The sequence below is a fragment of the Streptomyces sp. CNT372 genome, from assembly GCF_000377145.1.
The window spans coordinates 132,225-148,752 of record NZ_KB897779.1 but is presented as its reverse complement, the minus strand read 5'-3'; the positions used below and the strand labels follow the sequence as shown (position 1 = coordinate 148,752).

At 72.7% G+C, this 16,528-nt stretch carries 13 protein-coding genes; 9 read left to right on the top strand and 4 right to left on the bottom strand.

Going from position 1 to position 16,528, the window contains the following annotated elements:
* Nucleotides 1-484: 484 nt before the first annotated feature.
* From C593_RS0108585 to C593_RS0108555, 7 genes are all read left to right on the top strand, one after another.
* Nucleotides 485-2,305: an outer membrane protein assembly factor BamB family protein gene (locus tag C593_RS0108585; RefSeq protein ID WP_018846889.1), complete on the top strand. Its 1,821-nt coding sequence runs from the start codon at nt 485-487 to the stop codon at nt 2,303-2,305.
* 133 nt (nt 2,306-2,438) lie between these two features.
* Nucleotides 2,439-4,388: an outer membrane protein assembly factor BamB family protein gene (locus C593_RS0108580; protein ID WP_018846888.1), complete on the top strand. Its 1,950-nt coding sequence runs from the start codon at nt 2,439-2,441 to the stop codon at nt 4,386-4,388.
* A 163-nt stretch (nt 4,389-4,551) separates the two neighbouring features.
* Nucleotides 4,552-5,298, top strand: a complete 747-nt coding sequence (locus tag C593_RS0108575) for a response regulator transcription factor (protein ID WP_018846887.1) — start codon at nt 4,552-4,554, stop codon at nt 5,296-5,298.
* Nucleotides 5,299-5,423: 125 nt separating this feature from the next.
* Nucleotides 5,424-6,464 (top strand): galactose-1-phosphate uridylyltransferase, encoded by a 1,041-nt coding sequence (gene galT, locus C593_RS0108570; protein WP_018846886.1) that lies wholly within the window; start codon nt 5,424-5,426, stop codon nt 6,462-6,464.
* A complete protein-coding gene (gene galE, locus C593_RS0108565; RefSeq protein WP_018846885.1) occupies nt 6,465-7,433 on the top strand; it encodes a UDP-glucose 4-epimerase GalE in 969 nt (322 codons plus the stop codon). It abuts the gene before it with no gap.
* Nucleotides 7,430-8,536, top strand: coding sequence for a galactokinase (galK, locus tag C593_RS0108560; protein ID WP_018846884.1), 1,107 nt, complete (start codon nt 7,430-7,432; stop codon nt 8,534-8,536). Before galE ends, galK begins: the two co-directional genes overlap by 4 nt.
* 353 nt (nt 8,537-8,889) lie before the next feature.
* The gene (locus tag C593_RS0108555) at nt 8,890-9,669 is read left to right on the top strand and encodes a response regulator transcription factor (protein ID WP_026277491.1); all 780 of its coding nucleotides are present in this window, start codon (nt 8,890-8,892) and stop codon (nt 9,667-9,669) included.
* Here C593_RS0108555 and C593_RS0108550 read toward each other — a convergent pair.
* The gene (locus C593_RS0108550; RefSeq protein WP_018846882.1) at nt 9,631-10,125 is read right to left on the bottom strand and encodes a MarR family transcriptional regulator; all 495 of its coding nucleotides are present in this window, start codon (nt 10,123-10,125) and stop codon (nt 9,631-9,633) included. The two genes, C593_RS0108555 and C593_RS0108550, sit on opposite strands and share 39 nt — an antisense overlap.
* Nucleotides 10,126-10,256: 131 nt before the next feature.
* Between C593_RS0108550 and C593_RS0108545 the strand changes: the two genes are divergently transcribed.
* Nucleotides 10,257-11,078 carry a trans-aconitate 2-methyltransferase gene (locus C593_RS0108545; RefSeq protein ID WP_018846881.1) on the top strand — a complete coding sequence of 274 codons (822 nt, stop codon included), beginning with the start codon at nt 10,257-10,259 and terminating at the stop codon, nt 11,076-11,078.
* Nucleotides 11,079-11,216: 138 nt separating this feature from the next.
* Here the strand turns inward: C593_RS0108545 and C593_RS0108540 are convergent, their stop codons facing one another.
* A complete protein-coding gene (locus C593_RS0108540; RefSeq protein WP_018846880.1) occupies nt 11,217-11,897 on the bottom strand; it encodes a TetR/AcrR family transcriptional regulator in 681 nt (226 codons plus the stop codon).
* Entirely contained in the window at nt 11,897-12,892 is a 996-nt protein-coding gene (locus tag C593_RS0108535; RefSeq protein ID WP_018846879.1) for a fatty acid desaturase, read from the bottom strand. Before C593_RS0108535 ends, C593_RS0108540 begins: the two co-directional genes overlap by 1 nt.
* Nucleotides 12,893-13,146: 254 nt before the next feature.
* Here C593_RS0108535 and ppc point away from each other — a divergent pair, with 254 nt between their 5' ends.
* A complete protein-coding gene (ppc, locus tag C593_RS0108530) occupies nt 13,147-15,876 on the top strand; it encodes a phosphoenolpyruvate carboxylase (RefSeq protein WP_018846878.1) in 2,730 nt (909 codons plus the stop codon).
* Nucleotides 15,877-15,952: 76 nt separating this feature from the next.
* Here the strand turns inward: ppc and C593_RS32930 are convergent, their stop codons facing one another.
* Nucleotides 15,953-16,423 carry a hypothetical protein gene (locus C593_RS32930; protein ID WP_018846877.1) on the bottom strand — a complete coding sequence of 157 codons (471 nt, stop codon included), beginning with the start codon at nt 16,421-16,423 and terminating at the stop codon, nt 15,953-15,955.
* Nucleotides 16,424-16,528: the final 105 nt, after the last annotated feature.

Here is a 16,528-nt window from a genome sequence, read left to right as displayed (position 1 = left end):
GTGTGGCCTCGGCTTTCTGGTGCCTCCCGGAGGCGGCAGCCGCCGCGCGGGCCGGGACCGGGGACGTCACGGCGCCGAGCGCGCTGCCGGTGGCCAGGACCACCCCCCGCGCCGTGGCCTGAAGGCATCGGTAAAGAAGCCGTGGAAAGCGCGTAACAACAGCATCACGGGCCGGTCCTCCCTTGGGAACAGGGGAGAACCGAACCCGCTCGTTCTGCGTCGCGGGTGATACAAAGAAACGCGCCCGGCCTCGGCCGGGCGCGAACGTGAACGGCGCGAACGTGAACGGCGCGAACGTGAAACGGCGCGAACACGAAGCGACGGAACACAAGCGACGGAGAAGTCCGATCAACTCCTTCCGGACGGGGGCGCACGCCCGCGCCCGCGAGCCGGTGCAGACGGGGGTGGGGGACCTTCCGGGCAGCGCCCGGGGCGTGAGCCGTACGGGGGCGCCGGAAGCAGCAGACCGGAGGAGAAGTACGCCATGACACAGCCGCCGCAGCCGGGCTTCGGGGCCCCCCAGGACCCGCAGGGCGGCGCACAGCCGCCCGCGCAGCCTCCGCAGCCGCCCGCCCAGCCGCCCCAGATGCCGCCGGCCCCGCCCGGACCGCCTCCGGGCACCCCGCCGCAGCAGGGCTACGGCTACCCGCAGGGCGCGGCCCCCGCGCCGCAGGGCTACGGCTATCCGCAGCAGGGCCAGCCGGGCCCGTACGGCCAGCAGCCGGGACCGTACGGCCCGCAGCAGTCCGGTCCGTACGGCCAGCAGCCGGGCCCCTACGGGCAGCAGCCCGGCCCCTACGGCTACCCGACGCAGCCCCAGTACCCGGGCGCGCCGACCCCGCCGTCCGGCGGCGGTGGCGGCTTCTTCAAGGGGAAGACCGGCGTCATCGTGGCCGCGTCGGCCGCGGGTCTGCTCCTGATCGGCGGCGGCACGTACGTCGCCTTCAGCGGCGACGGGGACGACAAGCCCGCCGTCAGCAAGTCCAGCGAGGCCCCGAAGCCGACCGGTTCGGCCACCGTCGACCAGGGCGACGGCAAGGGCGAGGGCGACTCCGAGGGTGGCGCCGAGGACCTCAACGCGGGCCGCAAGGACGGCGAGTCCAAGGTCCTGTTCCTCACGAAGAACGACGTCGACCTGCCCCGCAACGGCTCCGACGTGCACGGCCTGTGGACCGTCGGGGACACCGTCGTCAAGGCCATGTACCGCGAGATCGCGGGCTATTCGGTGACCGACGGCAGCAAGAAGTGGAGTGTGCCGGTCGACACCAAGGTGTGCTCCGCGCCGGTGAACGCCTCCCCGGACGGCAAGATCGTCTTCGGCGTCGAGGACGGCCTGAGCGACAAGGCCAAGTGCAACGACCTCCAGATGGTCGATCTCAAGACCGGCAAGGCCGGGTGGAAGAAGTCCATCCCCAAGCCCGACGGCGGACCGTTCTCCTCCCTCGCCGACTACACCCTCGCCATCACCGGCAACACCCTCGCGGTCGGCGGCGGCAGCAACTCCTGGGGCTTCTCCCTCACCGACGGCAAGCAGCTCTTCGGCACCCCGTCCGGCGACTGCAAGCCGGGCGCCTTCGCGGGCGGTGAGAAGCTCATCGCCGCCGCGAGCTGCAAGACCAGCGACTACAAGAAGCCCAAGCAGCAGCTCCAGGAGATCGACCCGGCCTCGGGCAAGCCCAGGTGGACGTACAGCACCCCGGTGGGCTGGGAGATCGACAAGGTCTACTCGCAGAGCCCGCTGGTCGTCTCGATCACCCAGAACGAGCCGAAGAAGTGGTCCATCATCTCCCTGACGGACAAGGGCAGGCCCCGCGCCACCATCGACGGCGGCAAGGACAAGTACGCGCCCCGCTGCGGTGGTTCCTTCGTGGTCTGGGGCCAGAACCTCCAGGGCTGCACCGGTGTGGCCGCCGACGCAAAGAACTTCTACATGGCGACCGAGACCGGCTACGGCACCGCCAACGAGGTCGTCGCCTTCAGTCTCGACTCCGGCAAGGCCACATGGCGTTCCAAGGCCCCGGCCGAGCGCCAGATGACGCCGCTGCGCATGGAGGGCGGCGAGGTGCTGGTCTACATGGGCGCCCGCTACGACGCCGGCGGCACCGTCGCCACCATCCCGTCCTCCGGCGGGGCCCCGAAAACGCTGCTCCAGAACCCCGCCTCGACCTCGCGGATCGAGAGCTCCTTCTACTCGCCGAAGATGGCCTACGCCGACGGCCGGTTCTTCATCGCCAGCGGGCGGGTGAGCGCGAGCAACGACAAGGAGGAGCTGGAGACCAAGACCATGATGGCCTTCGGCGAGTGACCCTCACCGGGACCGGTCCGGGGCCGCCGCGCCCCCGGACCGGTCCCGGTGCCCGGTCCGGGCCCCGGCCCGTCGGCCTCACCCCTTCCCGTCCCCGCTCCGCTCCTTCATCCCGTACGAGGTACCCACCCCGATGAACCAGTCCCCGCCGCCCCCGCCGAACCAGCCGCCCGGCCCGCCTCCCCACCAGCCGCCGCAGCCCCCGGCCGGCTCTCCGGACCCGCTCACCAAGCAGCCCGCCGACCAGCCCCCGGCCGCGCCCGCGCAGCCACCGGCCGCACCGGCCCCGGGCGGCTTCGGCGCCCCCACCCCGCCGCCGGAGCAGCCCGCGAACCAGCCGCCCCAGGGCGCCGGTTCGTACGGCTACCCGGGCCCGGCCACCCCGCCGCAGGGCGCAGGAGCGTACGGCTACCCGCAGACGCCGCCGCAGACGCCCCCGCCCGGTGCTCCGGCCGGACAGCCCCCGGCCCAGCAGCCGTACGGCCATCCGCAGCAGGGCGCGCCGACCCAGCCCTACGGCTACCCGCAGCAGGGCGGCGCCCCGGGCCGGCCGCCGTACACCTACCCGACGCAGCCCATGCAGCCGCAGGGCGGCGGGGGTGGCGGCCGGGGCGGGCTGAGCGCCCAGATGAAGATCATCATCGCGGCGGCGGCGGCGATCGTGCTCATCGTCGTGGGCGGTGTCGTCTACGCCAACGCCGGCGGTGACGGCGACGGCACCAAGGACGAGGCCAAGAACAGCTCGGGCGGCGCCTCCGGAGGCGGCGAGGGCCCCGAGGCCGAGCCCGCGCCCGACGGCCCCGGCAAGGAGAAGCCGGGCGCCAACACCTCGGCCAAGGTCGCCTACCAGCTCCCCGAGCCGGCCCGGAAGGACCTGATGGGGGTGCCCGGTTCCTGGGTCACCGACAAGGCCTTCGTGAAGCCGGGCGCCGAGTCGGTCGTCGCCTACGACGCCGGCAAGGGCAGCGTGCTGTGGACGACCGAGCTGCCCGGCCAGGTGTGTGCGGCCTCCCGCCACCAGACCGCGGACAACCTCACCGCCATCGTCTTCGAGGCGGAGAAGCGCACCGAGAAGAAGAACTTCGTGCAGTGCACCGAGGTCGGGGTCATCAACCTCGACACCGGTGAGCTCAAGTGGAGCAAGTCCATCACCGGCGCCACCCGCGGTGACGACAAGGTCCCGTTCGACGAGGTCACCATCAGCGGCACCACCGTGGCCGCGGGCGGCATCTACGGCGGCGGCGCGTTCGACCTCAACACCGGCGCCGTCCGCTGGAAGCCCACCGTCGACGCCGAGCAGTGCCGCGACCTCGGCTACGGCGGAGGCAAGGCCCTCGTCGCCGTCCGCAGCTGTGGCGACTACGGCAGCCGCAAGGCGGTCGTCCAGCCGGTGAACCCGGAGAACGGCACCCCGCTGTCCACGTACGCGATGCCCGAGGGTGTGGAGGACGCCCGGGTCGTCTCCAGCGACCCGCTGGTCGTCGCGGCCGACGTCGGCGACACCGGTACCTTCGGCATCTCGGACTTCTTCTCCATCGACGCCAAGTCCGGCAAGCTGCTCGCCAAGATCGCCGCCTCCGGTGACGACTACCTGGCCCGCTGCTCCGCCAGCGACGGCGTGGAGGGCTGCCAGTTCGTCCTCGTCGGCAACGGCAAGCTCTACCTGCCCACCGCCGAGCACGAGAACGCCGGCGACGCCCCCGGCCGGACCAACGAGATCGTCTCCTTCGACCTCAGGACCGGCAAGGCCACCGCCGACCGCGCCGACGCGGGCGACGGCTACCACTCCCTGCCCCTGCGCATGGACGGCGGCAACCTGATCGTCTACAAGTGGCCGCCGTACAACAAGGGCGGCCAGGTGGTCTCGATCGACGGCGCCACCTTCAAGGAGACGCTGCTGCTGGACAACCCCGCGGACCGCTCGGTCCGCGACGCGGAGACCAGCTTCACCGAGAACGGTTCCGAGTACCGCTACCACGCAGGCCGGCTCTTCATCTCGCAGCAACTGCTGGGCAAGCCCCGGGAGAACGACTCCGCCTTCGGCAAGAAGTACCTCGCGATCGCGTTCACGGTCGCGGACTGACCGCCTCGCCACCGGCGTCCCCCACGGGCCCGGGCACCCACCGCACACCGGTGGGGCCCGGGCCCGCGGCCATCTGCGTGATCCGGGCCCGCGCACCCGCCGGAGCGTGTAGCTTGCCGGGTCAGGAGGCCGGGGGGCCTGCTCCGACGGGGAGGGTTGGTCGATGGGCGTGCGGCTCATCGTGGTCGACGACCACAGACTGCTCGCCGAGGCGCTCGCCTCGGCGCTGAAACTGCGCGGGCACCGGGTGCTGGCCGCCGCCGCGCCCGCCGCGGGGGCCGCCGAACTGGTGGTCGCCCGGGCGCCGGAGGTGTGCCTGCTGGGCACCCAGGCGCCCGCGGCCCCGGGGGCCTTCGACCCGGTGGTGCGGATCAAGCGGGAGCGGCCGCAGGTGGCGGTGGTGGTCCTCGGGCCGGTGCCGAATCCGCGCGGGATCGCGGCCGCGTTCGCGGCCGGTGCCTCGGGCTACGTCCGGCACGACGAGCGCATCGAGGGCGTGGAACGGGCGCTGGTGAAGGCCCGGGCGGGGGAGGCGGTGGTCGCGCCGGCGCTGCTCCAGGGCGCGTTCGCCGAGTTGCTGAACCCGGCGGCGCAGCCGGACGACGAGGGGCAGCGGCTGCTGGCGATGCTCACCCCGCGCGAGGTCGAGGTGCTGGTCCGGGTCGCCGAGGGGGAGGACACCCGGCTGATCGCGGCCGGCATGGGCATCGCGTCCAGCACGGCACGCACCCATGTGCAGCGGGTGCTGATGAAGCTCGGGGTGGGCTCCCGGCTGGAGGCCGCCGCGCTGGCGGCCCGGACCGGGCTGCTGGACCGGGTGGGGTACGGGGCGTCCCCGCCGACCGGACACACGCCGACCGGCCACCCGTCCCCCGGATATCCGTCACCCGGGCCCGGCCCGTCCCGCTGAGCGGGCCCGGCCCCCGCTGAGCGGGCCCGGCCCGTCCCGCTGGACCAGTGTGACGCTTGACCGCATGTGTTCGGTTGTGATTGTTTGTGTTTGCTTGCGTGGGAAGGGGGATGGAGGAGCGCCGAGTGAAGAGGACGTCGACCCGGCTCGCCGACGGGCGGGAGCTGCTCTACTACGACCTGCGGGACGACACCGTCCGCGACGCGGCCGACACCCGCCCCCTCGGCCCGGTCTCCACCACCGCCGAGATCCGCCGCGACCCCCTGCTCGGCGACAGCGTCGCCGTCGCCTCCCACCGCCAGGGCCGCACCCACCACCCGCCCGCCGACGAGTGCCCGCTCTGCCCCTCACGCGACGGCCGGCTCACCGAGATCCCCGCCGGGGACTACGACGTCGCCGTCTTCGAGAACCGCTTCCCCTCCCTGGCCGGCGACTCGGGCCGCTGCGAGGTCGTCTGCTTCACCTCCGACCACAAGGCGTCCTTCGCCGACCTCACCGAGGAACAGGCCCGGCTCGTGCTGGACGCCTGGACCGACCGCACCGCCGCCCTCGCCCACGACCCCGCCGTCGAGCAGGTCTTCTGCTTCGAGAACCGGGGCGCCGAGATCGGGGTCACCCTCCAGCACCCGCACGGCCAGATCTACGGCTACCCCTTCACCACCCCGCGCACCGCGCTGATGCTCCGCTCCGCCGCCGCCCACCGCGCCGGGACCGGCCGCAACCTCTTCGACGACGTGGTGGAACGCGAACGCGCCGACGGCGTCCGGGTCGTCGCCGAGGGCGAGCACTGGACCGCCTTCGTCCCCTACGCCGCCCACTGGCCCTACGAGGTGCACCTCTACCCCCGGCGCAGGGTGCCCGACCTGCGGGCCCTGGACGAGGCCGCGCGCAGCGAGTTCCCGCGGCTCTACCTGGAACTCCTGCGGCGCTTCGACCGGATCTTCGGCCCCGGGGAACCGCCCACGCCCTATGTCGCCGCCTGGCACCAGGCCCCGTTCACCGGCGAGGGGCGGGACGACTTCGCCCTCCATCTCGAGCTTTTCACCGTCCGCCGCACTTCCGGCAAGCTGAAGTTCCTCGCGGGTTCCGAGTCCGGTATGAGCGTGTTCATCAACGACGTGCCGCCGGAGAGGGCGGCCGAGCGACTGCGAGAGGTTGCGAGTTAAGTGAGCAAGAAGTACCTGGTCACCGGCGGAGCGGGATACGTCGGCAGTGTGGTGGCCCAGCATCTGCTGGAGGCCGGCCACGAGGTCGTCGTCCTCGACGACCTGTCCACCGGCTTCCGCGAGGGCGTGCCCGCCGGCGCCCGCTTCATCGAGGGCCGCATCCAGGACGCCGCCCGCCACCTGGACGGCTCCTACGACGGCGTCCTCCACTTCGCCGCGTTCTCCCAGGTCGGCGAGTCCGTCGCCCGGCCCGAGGCGTACTGGGAGAACAACGTCGGCGGCACCATGGCCCTGCTCGGCGCCATGCGCGCGGCCGGGGTGCGCACCCTCGTCTTCTCCTCCACCGCGGCCACCTACGGCGAACCGGTCTCCACCCCGATCACCGAGACCGACCCCACCACCCCCACCAGCCCCTACGGCGCCACCAAGCTCGCCGTCGACCACATGATCGGCGCCGAGGCCGCCGCCCACGGGCTGGCCGCCGTCTCCCTGCGCTACTTCAACGTCGCCGGCGCCTACGGCGACCTCGGCGAACGCCACGACCCCGAGTCGCACCTGATCCCCCTCGTCCTCCAGGTCGCCCTGGGCCGCCGTGAGCACATCTCCGTCTACGGCGACGACTACCCGACCCCCGACGGCACCTGTGTCCGCGACTACATCCATGTCGCCGACCTCGCCGACGCCCATCTGCTCGCCCTCCAGGCGGCCACCGCGGGCGAGCACCTGATCTGCAACCTCGGCAACGGCAACGGCTTCTCGGTCCGCGAGGTCGTCGAGACCGCCCGCAAGGTCACCGGCCACCCGGTGCCCGAGGTCCTCGCCGGGCGCCGCCCCGGCGACCCCGCGGTGCTCGTCGCCGCGAGCGCCGTCGCCCAGGACCGCCTGGGCTGGCGACCGAGCCGCGCCGACCTGGCCGGCATCGTTTCCGACGCCTGGGCGTTCGCTCGCAGGAGTGAAGAGGCGTCATGACGGACGGTGTGTGGGCAGCACCCGGCAGGGTGAATCTGATCGGTGAGCACACCGACTACAACGACGGCTTCGTGATGCCCTTCGCGCTGCCGCACACCACCGTGGCGACGGCCGCGCGCCGTGACGACGGCGTGCTGCGGCTCCACTCCGCCGACGCCCCCGGCGACCCGGTCGAACTCCGGGTCGCCGGCCTCGCGCCCGGCCGCCGCACCGGCACCTGGACCGACTACCCGGCGGGCGTGGTCTGGGCCCTGGCCGAGGCGGGCCACCGGGTCGGCGGACTGGAGGTCCGCTACACCTCCACCGTCCCCACCGGCGCGGGACTCTCCTCCTCCGCCGCCCTGGAGGTCGTCACCGCCCTCGCCCTCAACGACCTCTATGAACTCGGCCTGGACCGGGGCCCGCTGGCCCTCCTCTGCCGGCGCGCCGAGAACGCCTACGTGGGCGCGCCGACCGGGATCATGGACCAGACGGCCTCCGCATGCTGCGTCGAGGGCCACGCCCTGCACCTGGACGCCCGCGACCTGTCCCGGCGGCAGATCCCCTTCGACCTCGCCGCGCACGGCCTGGAACTCCTCGTCGTGGACACCCGGGTCACGCACGCGCACAGCGCGGGCGCGTACGGCCGCCGCCGGGCCGGCTGCGAGGCGGGCGCCGCCGCCCTCCGCGTCACCGCCCTGCGCGACGTGCCCCACGAGGCCCTCGCGGACGCCCTCGCGCGGATCGACGACGCGGAGGTCCGCGCCCTGGTGCGCCATGTCGTCACCGAGAACCACCGGGTGCAGCGGGTCACCCGCCTCGCGGAGGCCGGGGACTTCCGGGCCATCGGGCCCGCCCTCACCGAGGGCCACGCCTCGCTGCGCGACGACTTCCGGGTCTCCTGCCCGGAACTGGACCTCGTCGTGGACTCCGCGCTGGCGGCCGGGGCGCTGGGCGCCCGGATGACCGGTGGCGGCTTCGGCGGGTCGGCGATCGTGCTCACCGAGGCGGCCGCCTCCACGGCGGTGGCCGAGCAGATCCTCGGCGCGTTCGAGGAGCGCTCCCTCACCGCGCCCCGGGTCTTCCCGGCGGTCCCGTCGGCGGGCGCGCACCGCGTCTCCTGAGGCGGACGCGCCCCCGCACGGGCGGGGCCCCCGACCGGGCCGCGCCCGCGCCGGATCCCCCGGCCGGGCCGCGTACCGGCGGACCCGGCCCGTGCGTCGCTGCCGTGCCTGTGCGTCACACCCGCACCACCGAGGGCGATCAGTTCCGCGAAAGCCCTTCCACCGGGCCCCGTCGTCCGTACCCTGAAGGCAACGCCGGTGGGGGCCGGTGTTGTTCAGGGGGCGAGACCGCCGGATACGGCGGCCAGGGGCGGGGTATCCATCGGAGCACGGCGGCGGCCGGCTCCGCTGCTGCACCGACGTCCCGGGCGCCGTGCCCGCGCGGATCCGTCTCCCCGGCACTGGGGGTGCATGTGGTTCGAATCCGGGTCCTGGTCGTGGACGACCACCGGATCTTCGCCGAGTCGCTGGCCGCGGCGCTCGCCGCGGAGCCCGACGTGGAGGTCGCGGCCGCCGGCAGCGGCCCCGCCGCGCTGCGCTGCCTGGAACGGGCGGTAGCGGAGGGCCGCCGCTTCGACGTGATGCTCGTCGACGCGGACCTCGGCATGCCCGCCGTGCCCGCGCCCCGCGCGGTCACCGTCGCGCGGGGCGGCGAGGAGGGCGTGGTGGACGGGATTTCGCTGGTCTCGGGGGTGCGGGCGCACCGCGTCCCGGTTCGCTCGGTGGTCCTCGCCGAGAAGGACGACGCGGCCCGCGCGGCCCTCGCCCTCCAGGCCGGGGCCTCGGGCTGGGTCGCCAAGGACTGCTCGCTCCAGCGGCTCCTCGCGGTGATCCGCGGGGTCCTGCGGGACGAGACCCATCTGGCGCCCGCCCTGCTCACCGGCGTCCTGCGCGAGCTCACCGCGGCCCGCAAGCACCGCACCGAGAGCGAGCAGCTCGTCGAGTCGCTGACCCCGCGCGAGCAGGAGGTCCTGCGGTGCATGGTCGCGGGCCTGGGGCGCAAGGCGGTCGCCGAGCGCCTCTTCCTGTCACCGCACACCGTCCGGACGCATATGCAGAACGTGCTCGGCAAGCTCGGGGTGCACTCCACCCTGGCCGCCGTCGCCCTGGCCCGCCGGGCGGGGGTCGGTCCGGCCGATCTCTCGGCCGAGCCGTCAGGGGAGGTTGTCGAACGGGGCGGTCAACTGGCGTAGCAGCGCGGCCAGCTCGGCGCGCTGTGCCCGGGACAGCTCGGAGAGGATCGCCCGCTCCTGGGCGAGCAGCCCGGCCAGTGCCTGGTCGGCGCGGTCGCGCCCCTCAGGGGTCAGCCGCACCAGCACCCCGCGGCGGTCACTGGGGTCCGGCAGCCGCTCGACCAGGTTCTTCTTGGCCAGCCGGTCGATGCGGTTGGTCATCGTGCCCGACGTGACCAGGGTCTGGGTGAGCAGCTGCCCGGGGGAGAGCTGGTACGGTGCGCCTGCCCGCCGCAGCGAGGTCAGCACGTCGAACTCCCACGGCTCCAGCTGGTGCTCGGCGAACGCGAGCCGCCGGGCGCGGTCGAGATGCCGGGCGAGCCGGGAGATGCGGCTGAGCACCTCCAGCGGTTCCACATCGAGGTCGGGGCGCTCACGGCGCCATGCTGCGACCAGTCGATCGACCTCGTCCTCCATGTCGATCAGTGTAGTGGTTCCCTCGACGTGAAGTCTCTTGATATCGAGATATATTTTGGGGGACTATTGGGCAGGGTCGCGCCGGAGCTCCGTTCCGCTTCGGCACACCGTTCCTGCAAGGGGGATCGACCATGTATTCCGCGCCCGTCTGGGACCCACAGCAGTACCTGCGCCACTCCGGACACCGAACCCGTCCCTTCCTCGACATGCTGGCCCGCATACCCGTGCTGCCCAACGGCAGCCGCCCGCTCCGTATCGCCGACCTCGGCTGCGGCCCCGGCAACGTCACCGCCCTGCTCGCCGACCGCTGGCCCGACGCCCGTATCACCGGCTTCGACCTCTCCCGGGACATGCTCGCCCAGGCCGAGAAGGACCACGCCGGCGCCACCGGTGGCGGCGGCTGGCTCGACTTCCGCCCCGCCGACGCCGCCCACTGGACCCCCGACGAGCCCTACGACCTGATCGTCTCCAACGCCGCCCTGCAATGGGTCCCGAACCACCCCGAGTCGTTCGCCGCATGGATCGACGGCCTCACCCCCGGCGGCACCCTCGCCTTCCAGGTCCCGGGCAACTTCACCTCCCCCAGCCACGCCCTCCTCGGCGAACTCTGCGACACCCCCCGCTGGCGCGACCGCCTCGGCACCCACGGCCGCCGCTACATCCACATCCTGGAACCCGCCGACTACCTCGTCCGCCTCGCCGACCTCGGCTGCGACGCCGACGCCTGGGAGACCGTCTACTACCAGCTCCTCGGCGGCGAGGACCCCGTCCTCGACTGGGTCAAGGGCACCGCCCTGCGCCCCGTCCTCACCGAACTCGCCGACGACCCCGAGGCCACCGAGGCGTTCCTCGGCGAGTACCGGGACCTGCTGCGCGCCGCCTACCCGCCCGGCCCGCACGGCACGGTGTTCCCCTTCCGCCGTATCTTCGCCGTGGCACGCAAGGTCTCCTGACCCGCCGGCCGCACCCCGGTCCCGGCCCCCTGACCGGGCCGGGCCCGGCGAACCGCCGGCGCCCCGGAACACGACGACGGCGCCCCGCAGCGGGAGATCCGCTGCGGGGCGCCGTCACACGCGTCACACACCCGGCTCTCAGCTCTTGCGGTGGCCTATCAGCCGCGGCTTCTGCTCCAGACCGTCCAGCCCGTGCCAGGCCAGATTCACCAGATGCGCCGCCACCTCGGCCTTCTTCGGCCGCCGCGCGTCCAGCCACCACTGACCCGTCAGCGCCACCATCCCCACCAGCGCCTGCGCGTACAGCGGCGCCAGCTTCGGATCGAAGCCCCGGTTCTTGAACTCCATCCCCAGGATGTCCTCGACCTGCGTGGCGATGTCACTGATCAGCGACGCGAACGTGCCCGTCGACTGCGCCACCGGCGAGTCCCGCACCAGGATCCGGAACCCGTCCGTGTACGTCTCGATGTAGTCCAGCAGCGCGAACGCCGCCTGCTCCAGCAGCTCCCGCGGATGCCCCGCCGTCAGCGCGCCCGTCACCATGTCCAGCAGATGGCGCATCTCCCGGTCCACGACGACCGCGTACAGCCCCTCCTTGCCGCCGAAGTGCTCGTACACCACCGGCTTCGACACCCCGGCCTTCGCCGCGATCTCCTCCACCGACGTGCCCTCGAACCCCCGCTCCGCGAACAGGGTCCGCCCGATGTCGAGCAACTGCTCCCGGCGCTCGGCGCCCGTCATCCGTACCCGGCGGGCCCGCCTGCCGGTGGACCTGGTCTTGTCCGCACTGCTGCTGCCGTCACTCGCCACGACGTCCATCATGCCGCTTCGGCGGCACGGCTCTTGTCCTGGGCGGACGCACGCCGGGCGTCCAGCCGGTCCTGCTGCGGCCACCGCACGTCGTACGCCCAGCCCGCCTTCTCGAACCAGCGGATCAGCCGCGCACTGGAGTCGATCTGCCCGCGCAGCACTCCGTGCCGCGCGCTCGTCGGATCCGCGTGGTGCAGGTTGTGCCACGACTCACCGCACGACAGCACCGCCAGCCACCACACGTTCCCCGACCGGTCCCGCGACTTGAACGGACGCTTCCCGACCGCGTGACAGATCGAGTTGATCGACCACGTCACATGGTGCAGGAGCGCGACCCGCACCAGCGAACCCCAGAAGAACGCCGTGAACGCGCCCCACCAGGACATCGTCACCAGCCCGCCCACCAGAGGCGGGATCGCCAGCGACACGATCGTCCACAGCACGAACTGCCGCGAGATCCGGCGCAGCGCCGGGTCCTTGATCAGATCGGGCGCGTACTTCTGCTGCGGCGTCTGCTCCTCGTCGAACATCCAGCCGATGTGCGCCCACCACAGGCCCTTCATCAGCGCCGGGACCGTCTCCCCGAACCGCCACGGCGAATGCGGGTCGCCCTCCGCGTCCGAGAACTTGTGGTGCTTGCGGTGGTCCGCCACCCAGCGCACCAGCGGACCCTCCACCGCCAGCGACCCCATGACCGCCAGCGCGATCCGCAGCGGCCGCTTCGCCTTGAACGAACCGTGCGTGAAGTACCGGTGGAAACCGATCGTGATGCCGTGGCAGCCGATGTAGTACATCGCCACCATCAGCCCCAGATCGAGCCAGCTCACCCCCCAGCCCCAGGCCAGCGGCACCGCCGCGAGCAGGGCCAGGAACGGCACCGTGATGAACAGCAGCAGCGCGATCTGCTCGATCGACCGCTTGCTGTCCCCACCGAGAGTGGCGGACGAGACGGTGGCGGGCGGCGCCGAGGTGGCATCGTCCAGCAGGTCGGGACCAGTGGTCATAAAGATTCCCTGGGGGTGGGGAGACGGGGGACGGGGCGGCCGCGACAGCGGCCCGCACAGGCACGCGGACGATCCCGCGCCTACGGGACCGTAACCTACGGCGACGTAAGTATGGCAGTGCTCAGCATCACGGCAAGAGACCTGTGGACAACGCCGGGAAAATGGACACCTATCCTTGGGGACGTCGGACAGCGCGGTCCGCAAGCCTCCAGAACCCCTCCAGACGTGCTCAAACACTGCAAGGAGCCGCACCTGTGAGCAGTGCCGACAAGACCCCTACCGCCTCCGCCGAGCTGCGCGCCGACATCCGCCGACTGGGCGATCTCCTCGGCGAGACCCTGGTCCGCCAGGAGGGGCACGAACTTCTCGACCTCGTCGAACGCGTCCGAGCCCTCACCCGCGAGGACGGCGACGCCGCGGCCGAGCTGCTGGGCGCCACCGACCTGGAGACCGCGGCCAAGCTCGTCCGCGCCTTCTCCACCTACTTCCACCTGGCCAACGTGACCGAGCAGGTCCACCGCGGACGCGAACTGCGCGAACGCCGCACTGCCGAGGGCGGACTGCTCTCCCGCACCGCCGACCGGCTCAAGGACGCCGACCCCGAGCACCTGCGCCAGACCGTCGCCAACCTCAATGTGCGCCCCGTCTTCACCGCGCACCCCACCGAGGCCGCCCGGCGCTCCGTCCTCAACAAGCTCCGCCGCATCGCCGAACTCCTGGAGAACCCCGGCATCGCCGCCGACCGGCGCCGCCACGACCTCCGCCTCGCCGAGCACATCGACCTCATCTGGCAGACCGACGAACTCCGCGTCGTACGGCCCGAACCCGCCGACGAGGCCCGCAACGCCATCTACTACCTCGACGAGCTCCACGCCGGAGCCGTCGGCGACGTCCTGGAGGACCTCGCCGCCGAACTCGAACGCGTCGGCGTCGAACTCCCGCCCGGCACCCGCCCGCTGACCTTCGGCACCTGGATCGGCGGCGACCGCGACGGCAACCCCAACGTGACCCCGTCCGTCACCTGGGACGTGCTCATCCTCCAGCACGAACACGGCATCACCGACGCCATCGAGGTCATCGACTACCTGCGCGGACTGCTCTCCAACTCCATCCGCTACGCCGGCGCCACCGAGGAACTCCTCACCTCCCTCCAGACCGACCTGGAGCGCCTGCCGGAGATCAGCCCCCGCTACAAGCGCCTCAACGCCGAGGAGCCCTACCGGCTCAAGGCCACCTGCATCCGCCAGAAGCTCCTCAACACCCGCGAACGCCTCGCCAAGGGCACCCCCCACGAGGACGGCCGCGACTACCTCGGCACCGCCGAGCTGATCGAGGACCTCACCCTCATCCAGACCTCCCTGCGCGAACACCGCGGCGGACTCTTCGCCGACGGCCGCATGGACCGCGTCATCCGCACCCTTTCCGCCTTCGGCCTCCAGCTCGCCACCATGGACGTCCGCGAACACGCCGACGCCCACCACCACGCCCTCGGCCAGCTCTTCGACCGGCTCGGCGAGGAGTCCTGGCGCTACGCCGACATGCCCCGCGACTACCGGCAGAAGCTCCTCGCCAAGGAACTCCGCTCCCGCCGCCCCCTCGCCCCCACCCCCGCACCCCTGGACGCGGCCGGCGAGAAGACCCTCGGCGTCTTCCACACCGTCAAGGAAGCCTTCGAACGCTTCGGGCCCGAGGTCATCGAGTCCTACATCATCTCCATGTGCCAGGGCGCCGACGACGTGTTCGCCGCCGCCGTCCTCGCCCGCGAGGCCGGACTCATCGACCTCCACGCCGGCTGGGCCAAGATCGGCATCGTCCCCCTGCTGGAGACCACCGACGAGCTCAAGGCCGCCGACGTCATCCTGGAAGGCATGCTCGCCGACCCCTCCTACCGGCGGCTCGTCTCCCTGCGGGGCGACGTCCAGGAGGTCATGCTCGGCTACTCCGACTCCTCCAAGTTCGGCGGCATCACCACCAGCCAGTGGGAGATCCACCGCGCCCAGCGCCGGCTCCGCGACGTCGCCCACCGGCACGGCGTGCGCCTGCGCCTCTTCCACGGCCGCGGCGGCACCGTCGGCCGCGGCGGCGGCCCCTCCCACGACGCGATCCTCGCCCAGCCCTGGGGCACCCTGGAGGGCGAGATCAAGGTCACCGAGCAGGGCGAGGTCATCTCCGACAAGTACCTCATCCCCTCCCTCGCCCGCGAGAACCTCGAACTGACCGTCGCCGCCACCCTCCAGGCCTCCGCCCTGCACACGGCGCCCCGCCAGTCCGACGAGGCCCTCGCCCGCTGGGACGCGGCCATGGACACCGTCTCCGACGCCGCCCACGACGCCTACCGGCGTCTCGTCGACGACCCGGACCTGCCCGCGTACTTCTTCGCCGCCACCCCTGTCGACCAGCTCGCCGAACTCCACCTCGGCTCCCGGCCCTCCCGCCGCCCCGACTCCGGCGCCGGCCTCGACGGACTCCGCGCCATCCCGTGGGTCTTCGGCTGGACCCAGTCCCGGCAGATCGTCCCCGGCTGGTTCGGCGTCGGCTCCGGCCTCGGGGCCCTGCGCGAAGCCGGCCTCGACACCGTCCTCGCCGAGATGTACGAGCACTGGCACTTCTTCCGGAACTTCGTCTCCAACGTCGAGATGACCCTCGCCAAGACCGACCTGCGCATCGCCCGGCACTACGTCGACACCCTCGTGCCCGACCACCTCAAGCACGTCTTCGACACCATCGAGGCCGAACACGCCCGCACCGTCGCCGAGATCCTCAACATCACCGGCAACGACGAGCTCCTCGGCTCCAACCCCGTCCTCGCCCAGACCTTCGGCATCCGGGACGCCTACCTCGACCCCATCTCCTACCTCCAGGTCGCCCTGCTCAAGCGCCAGCGCGACGCCGCCGAACGCGGCGAGGAGCAGGACCCGCTCCTCGCGCGGGCCCTGCTCCTCACCGTCAACGGCGTCGCCGCCGGCCTCCGCAACACCGGCTGACCCACCACGCACCCACACAACGGCGCCCCCGCCCGGAACTCCTCCGGACGGGGGCGCCGTCGTATGCGGGCTGCGCTCACAGCGCCAGGAACGACCCCACCAGCAGCGCGCCGCCCAGACCCGCCGAGATCCACGCCGGACGCGCCAGCCGCAGCCCGCCCCCGATCACCAGCGCCGCCAGCAGCAGCGCACCCCCCAGCGGCTGCCACGCGTACAGACCGCCCGCCGGGCCCGTCCGCAGCGCCTCGGTGCCCCCCGGCCGCAGCACCACCGCCAGCACCTCGCCCTTCTTCACCGCGACCGACTCCTCGATCGTCACCGCGTCCCGGTCCGGGGCGGGGGCCACCGGCGCGTACGGGCCTGTGCACACCCCGTCCGCACAGCGCTCCACCGTCAGCGTGCCGTGCTCCCGGCCCTTGGACAGCAGGATGTGCTGCGCGTCGCCCCACGACGTCCAGAAGCCCGCAACCAGCAGGATCAGCGCCACCAGGGCCATCACCGCGTTACGGGCATGAATGATCAACCGGCCGGAGGAGTTCCGCTTCATGGCCCGCGATCCTTGGCCATGGGCCCACCATCGGTCAACTCGCCCCCGGGCCCGCCCCCCGGCCGACCGGCCCCGACCTGCCGGCTCCGACTCGCCGCCCGGCCC

Coding starts and splice junctions, on each gene's coding strand:
- C593_RS0108585 (WP_018846889.1), top strand. CDS start 485: ATGACACAGCCGCCGCAGCCGGGCTTCGGGGCCCCCCAGGACCCGCAG.
- C593_RS0108580 (WP_018846888.1), top strand. CDS start 2,439: ATGAACCAGTCCCCGCCGCCCCCGCCGAACCAGCCGCCCGGCCCGCCT.
- C593_RS0108575 (WP_018846887.1), top strand. CDS start 4,552: ATGGGCGTGCGGCTCATCGTGGTCGACGACCACAGACTGCTCGCCGAG.
- galK (WP_018846884.1), top strand. CDS start 7,430: ATGACGGACGGTGTGTGGGCAGCACCCGGCAGGGTGAATCTGATCGGT.
- C593_RS0108550 (WP_018846882.1), bottom strand. CDS start 10,125: ATGGAGGACGAGGTCGATCGACTGGTCGCAGCATGGCGCCGTGAGCGC.
- C593_RS0108545 (WP_018846881.1), top strand. CDS start 10,257: ATGTATTCCGCGCCCGTCTGGGACCCACAGCAGTACCTGCGCCACTCC.
- C593_RS0108540 (WP_018846880.1), bottom strand. CDS start 11,897: ATGGACGTCGTGGCGAGTGACGGCAGCAGCAGTGCGGACAAGACCAGG.
- C593_RS0108535 (WP_018846879.1), bottom strand. CDS start 12,892: ATGACCACTGGTCCCGACCTGCTGGACGATGCCACCTCGGCGCCGCCC.
- C593_RS32930 (WP_018846877.1), bottom strand. CDS start 16,423: ATGAAGCGGAACTCCTCCGGCCGGTTGATCATTCATGCCCGTAACGCG.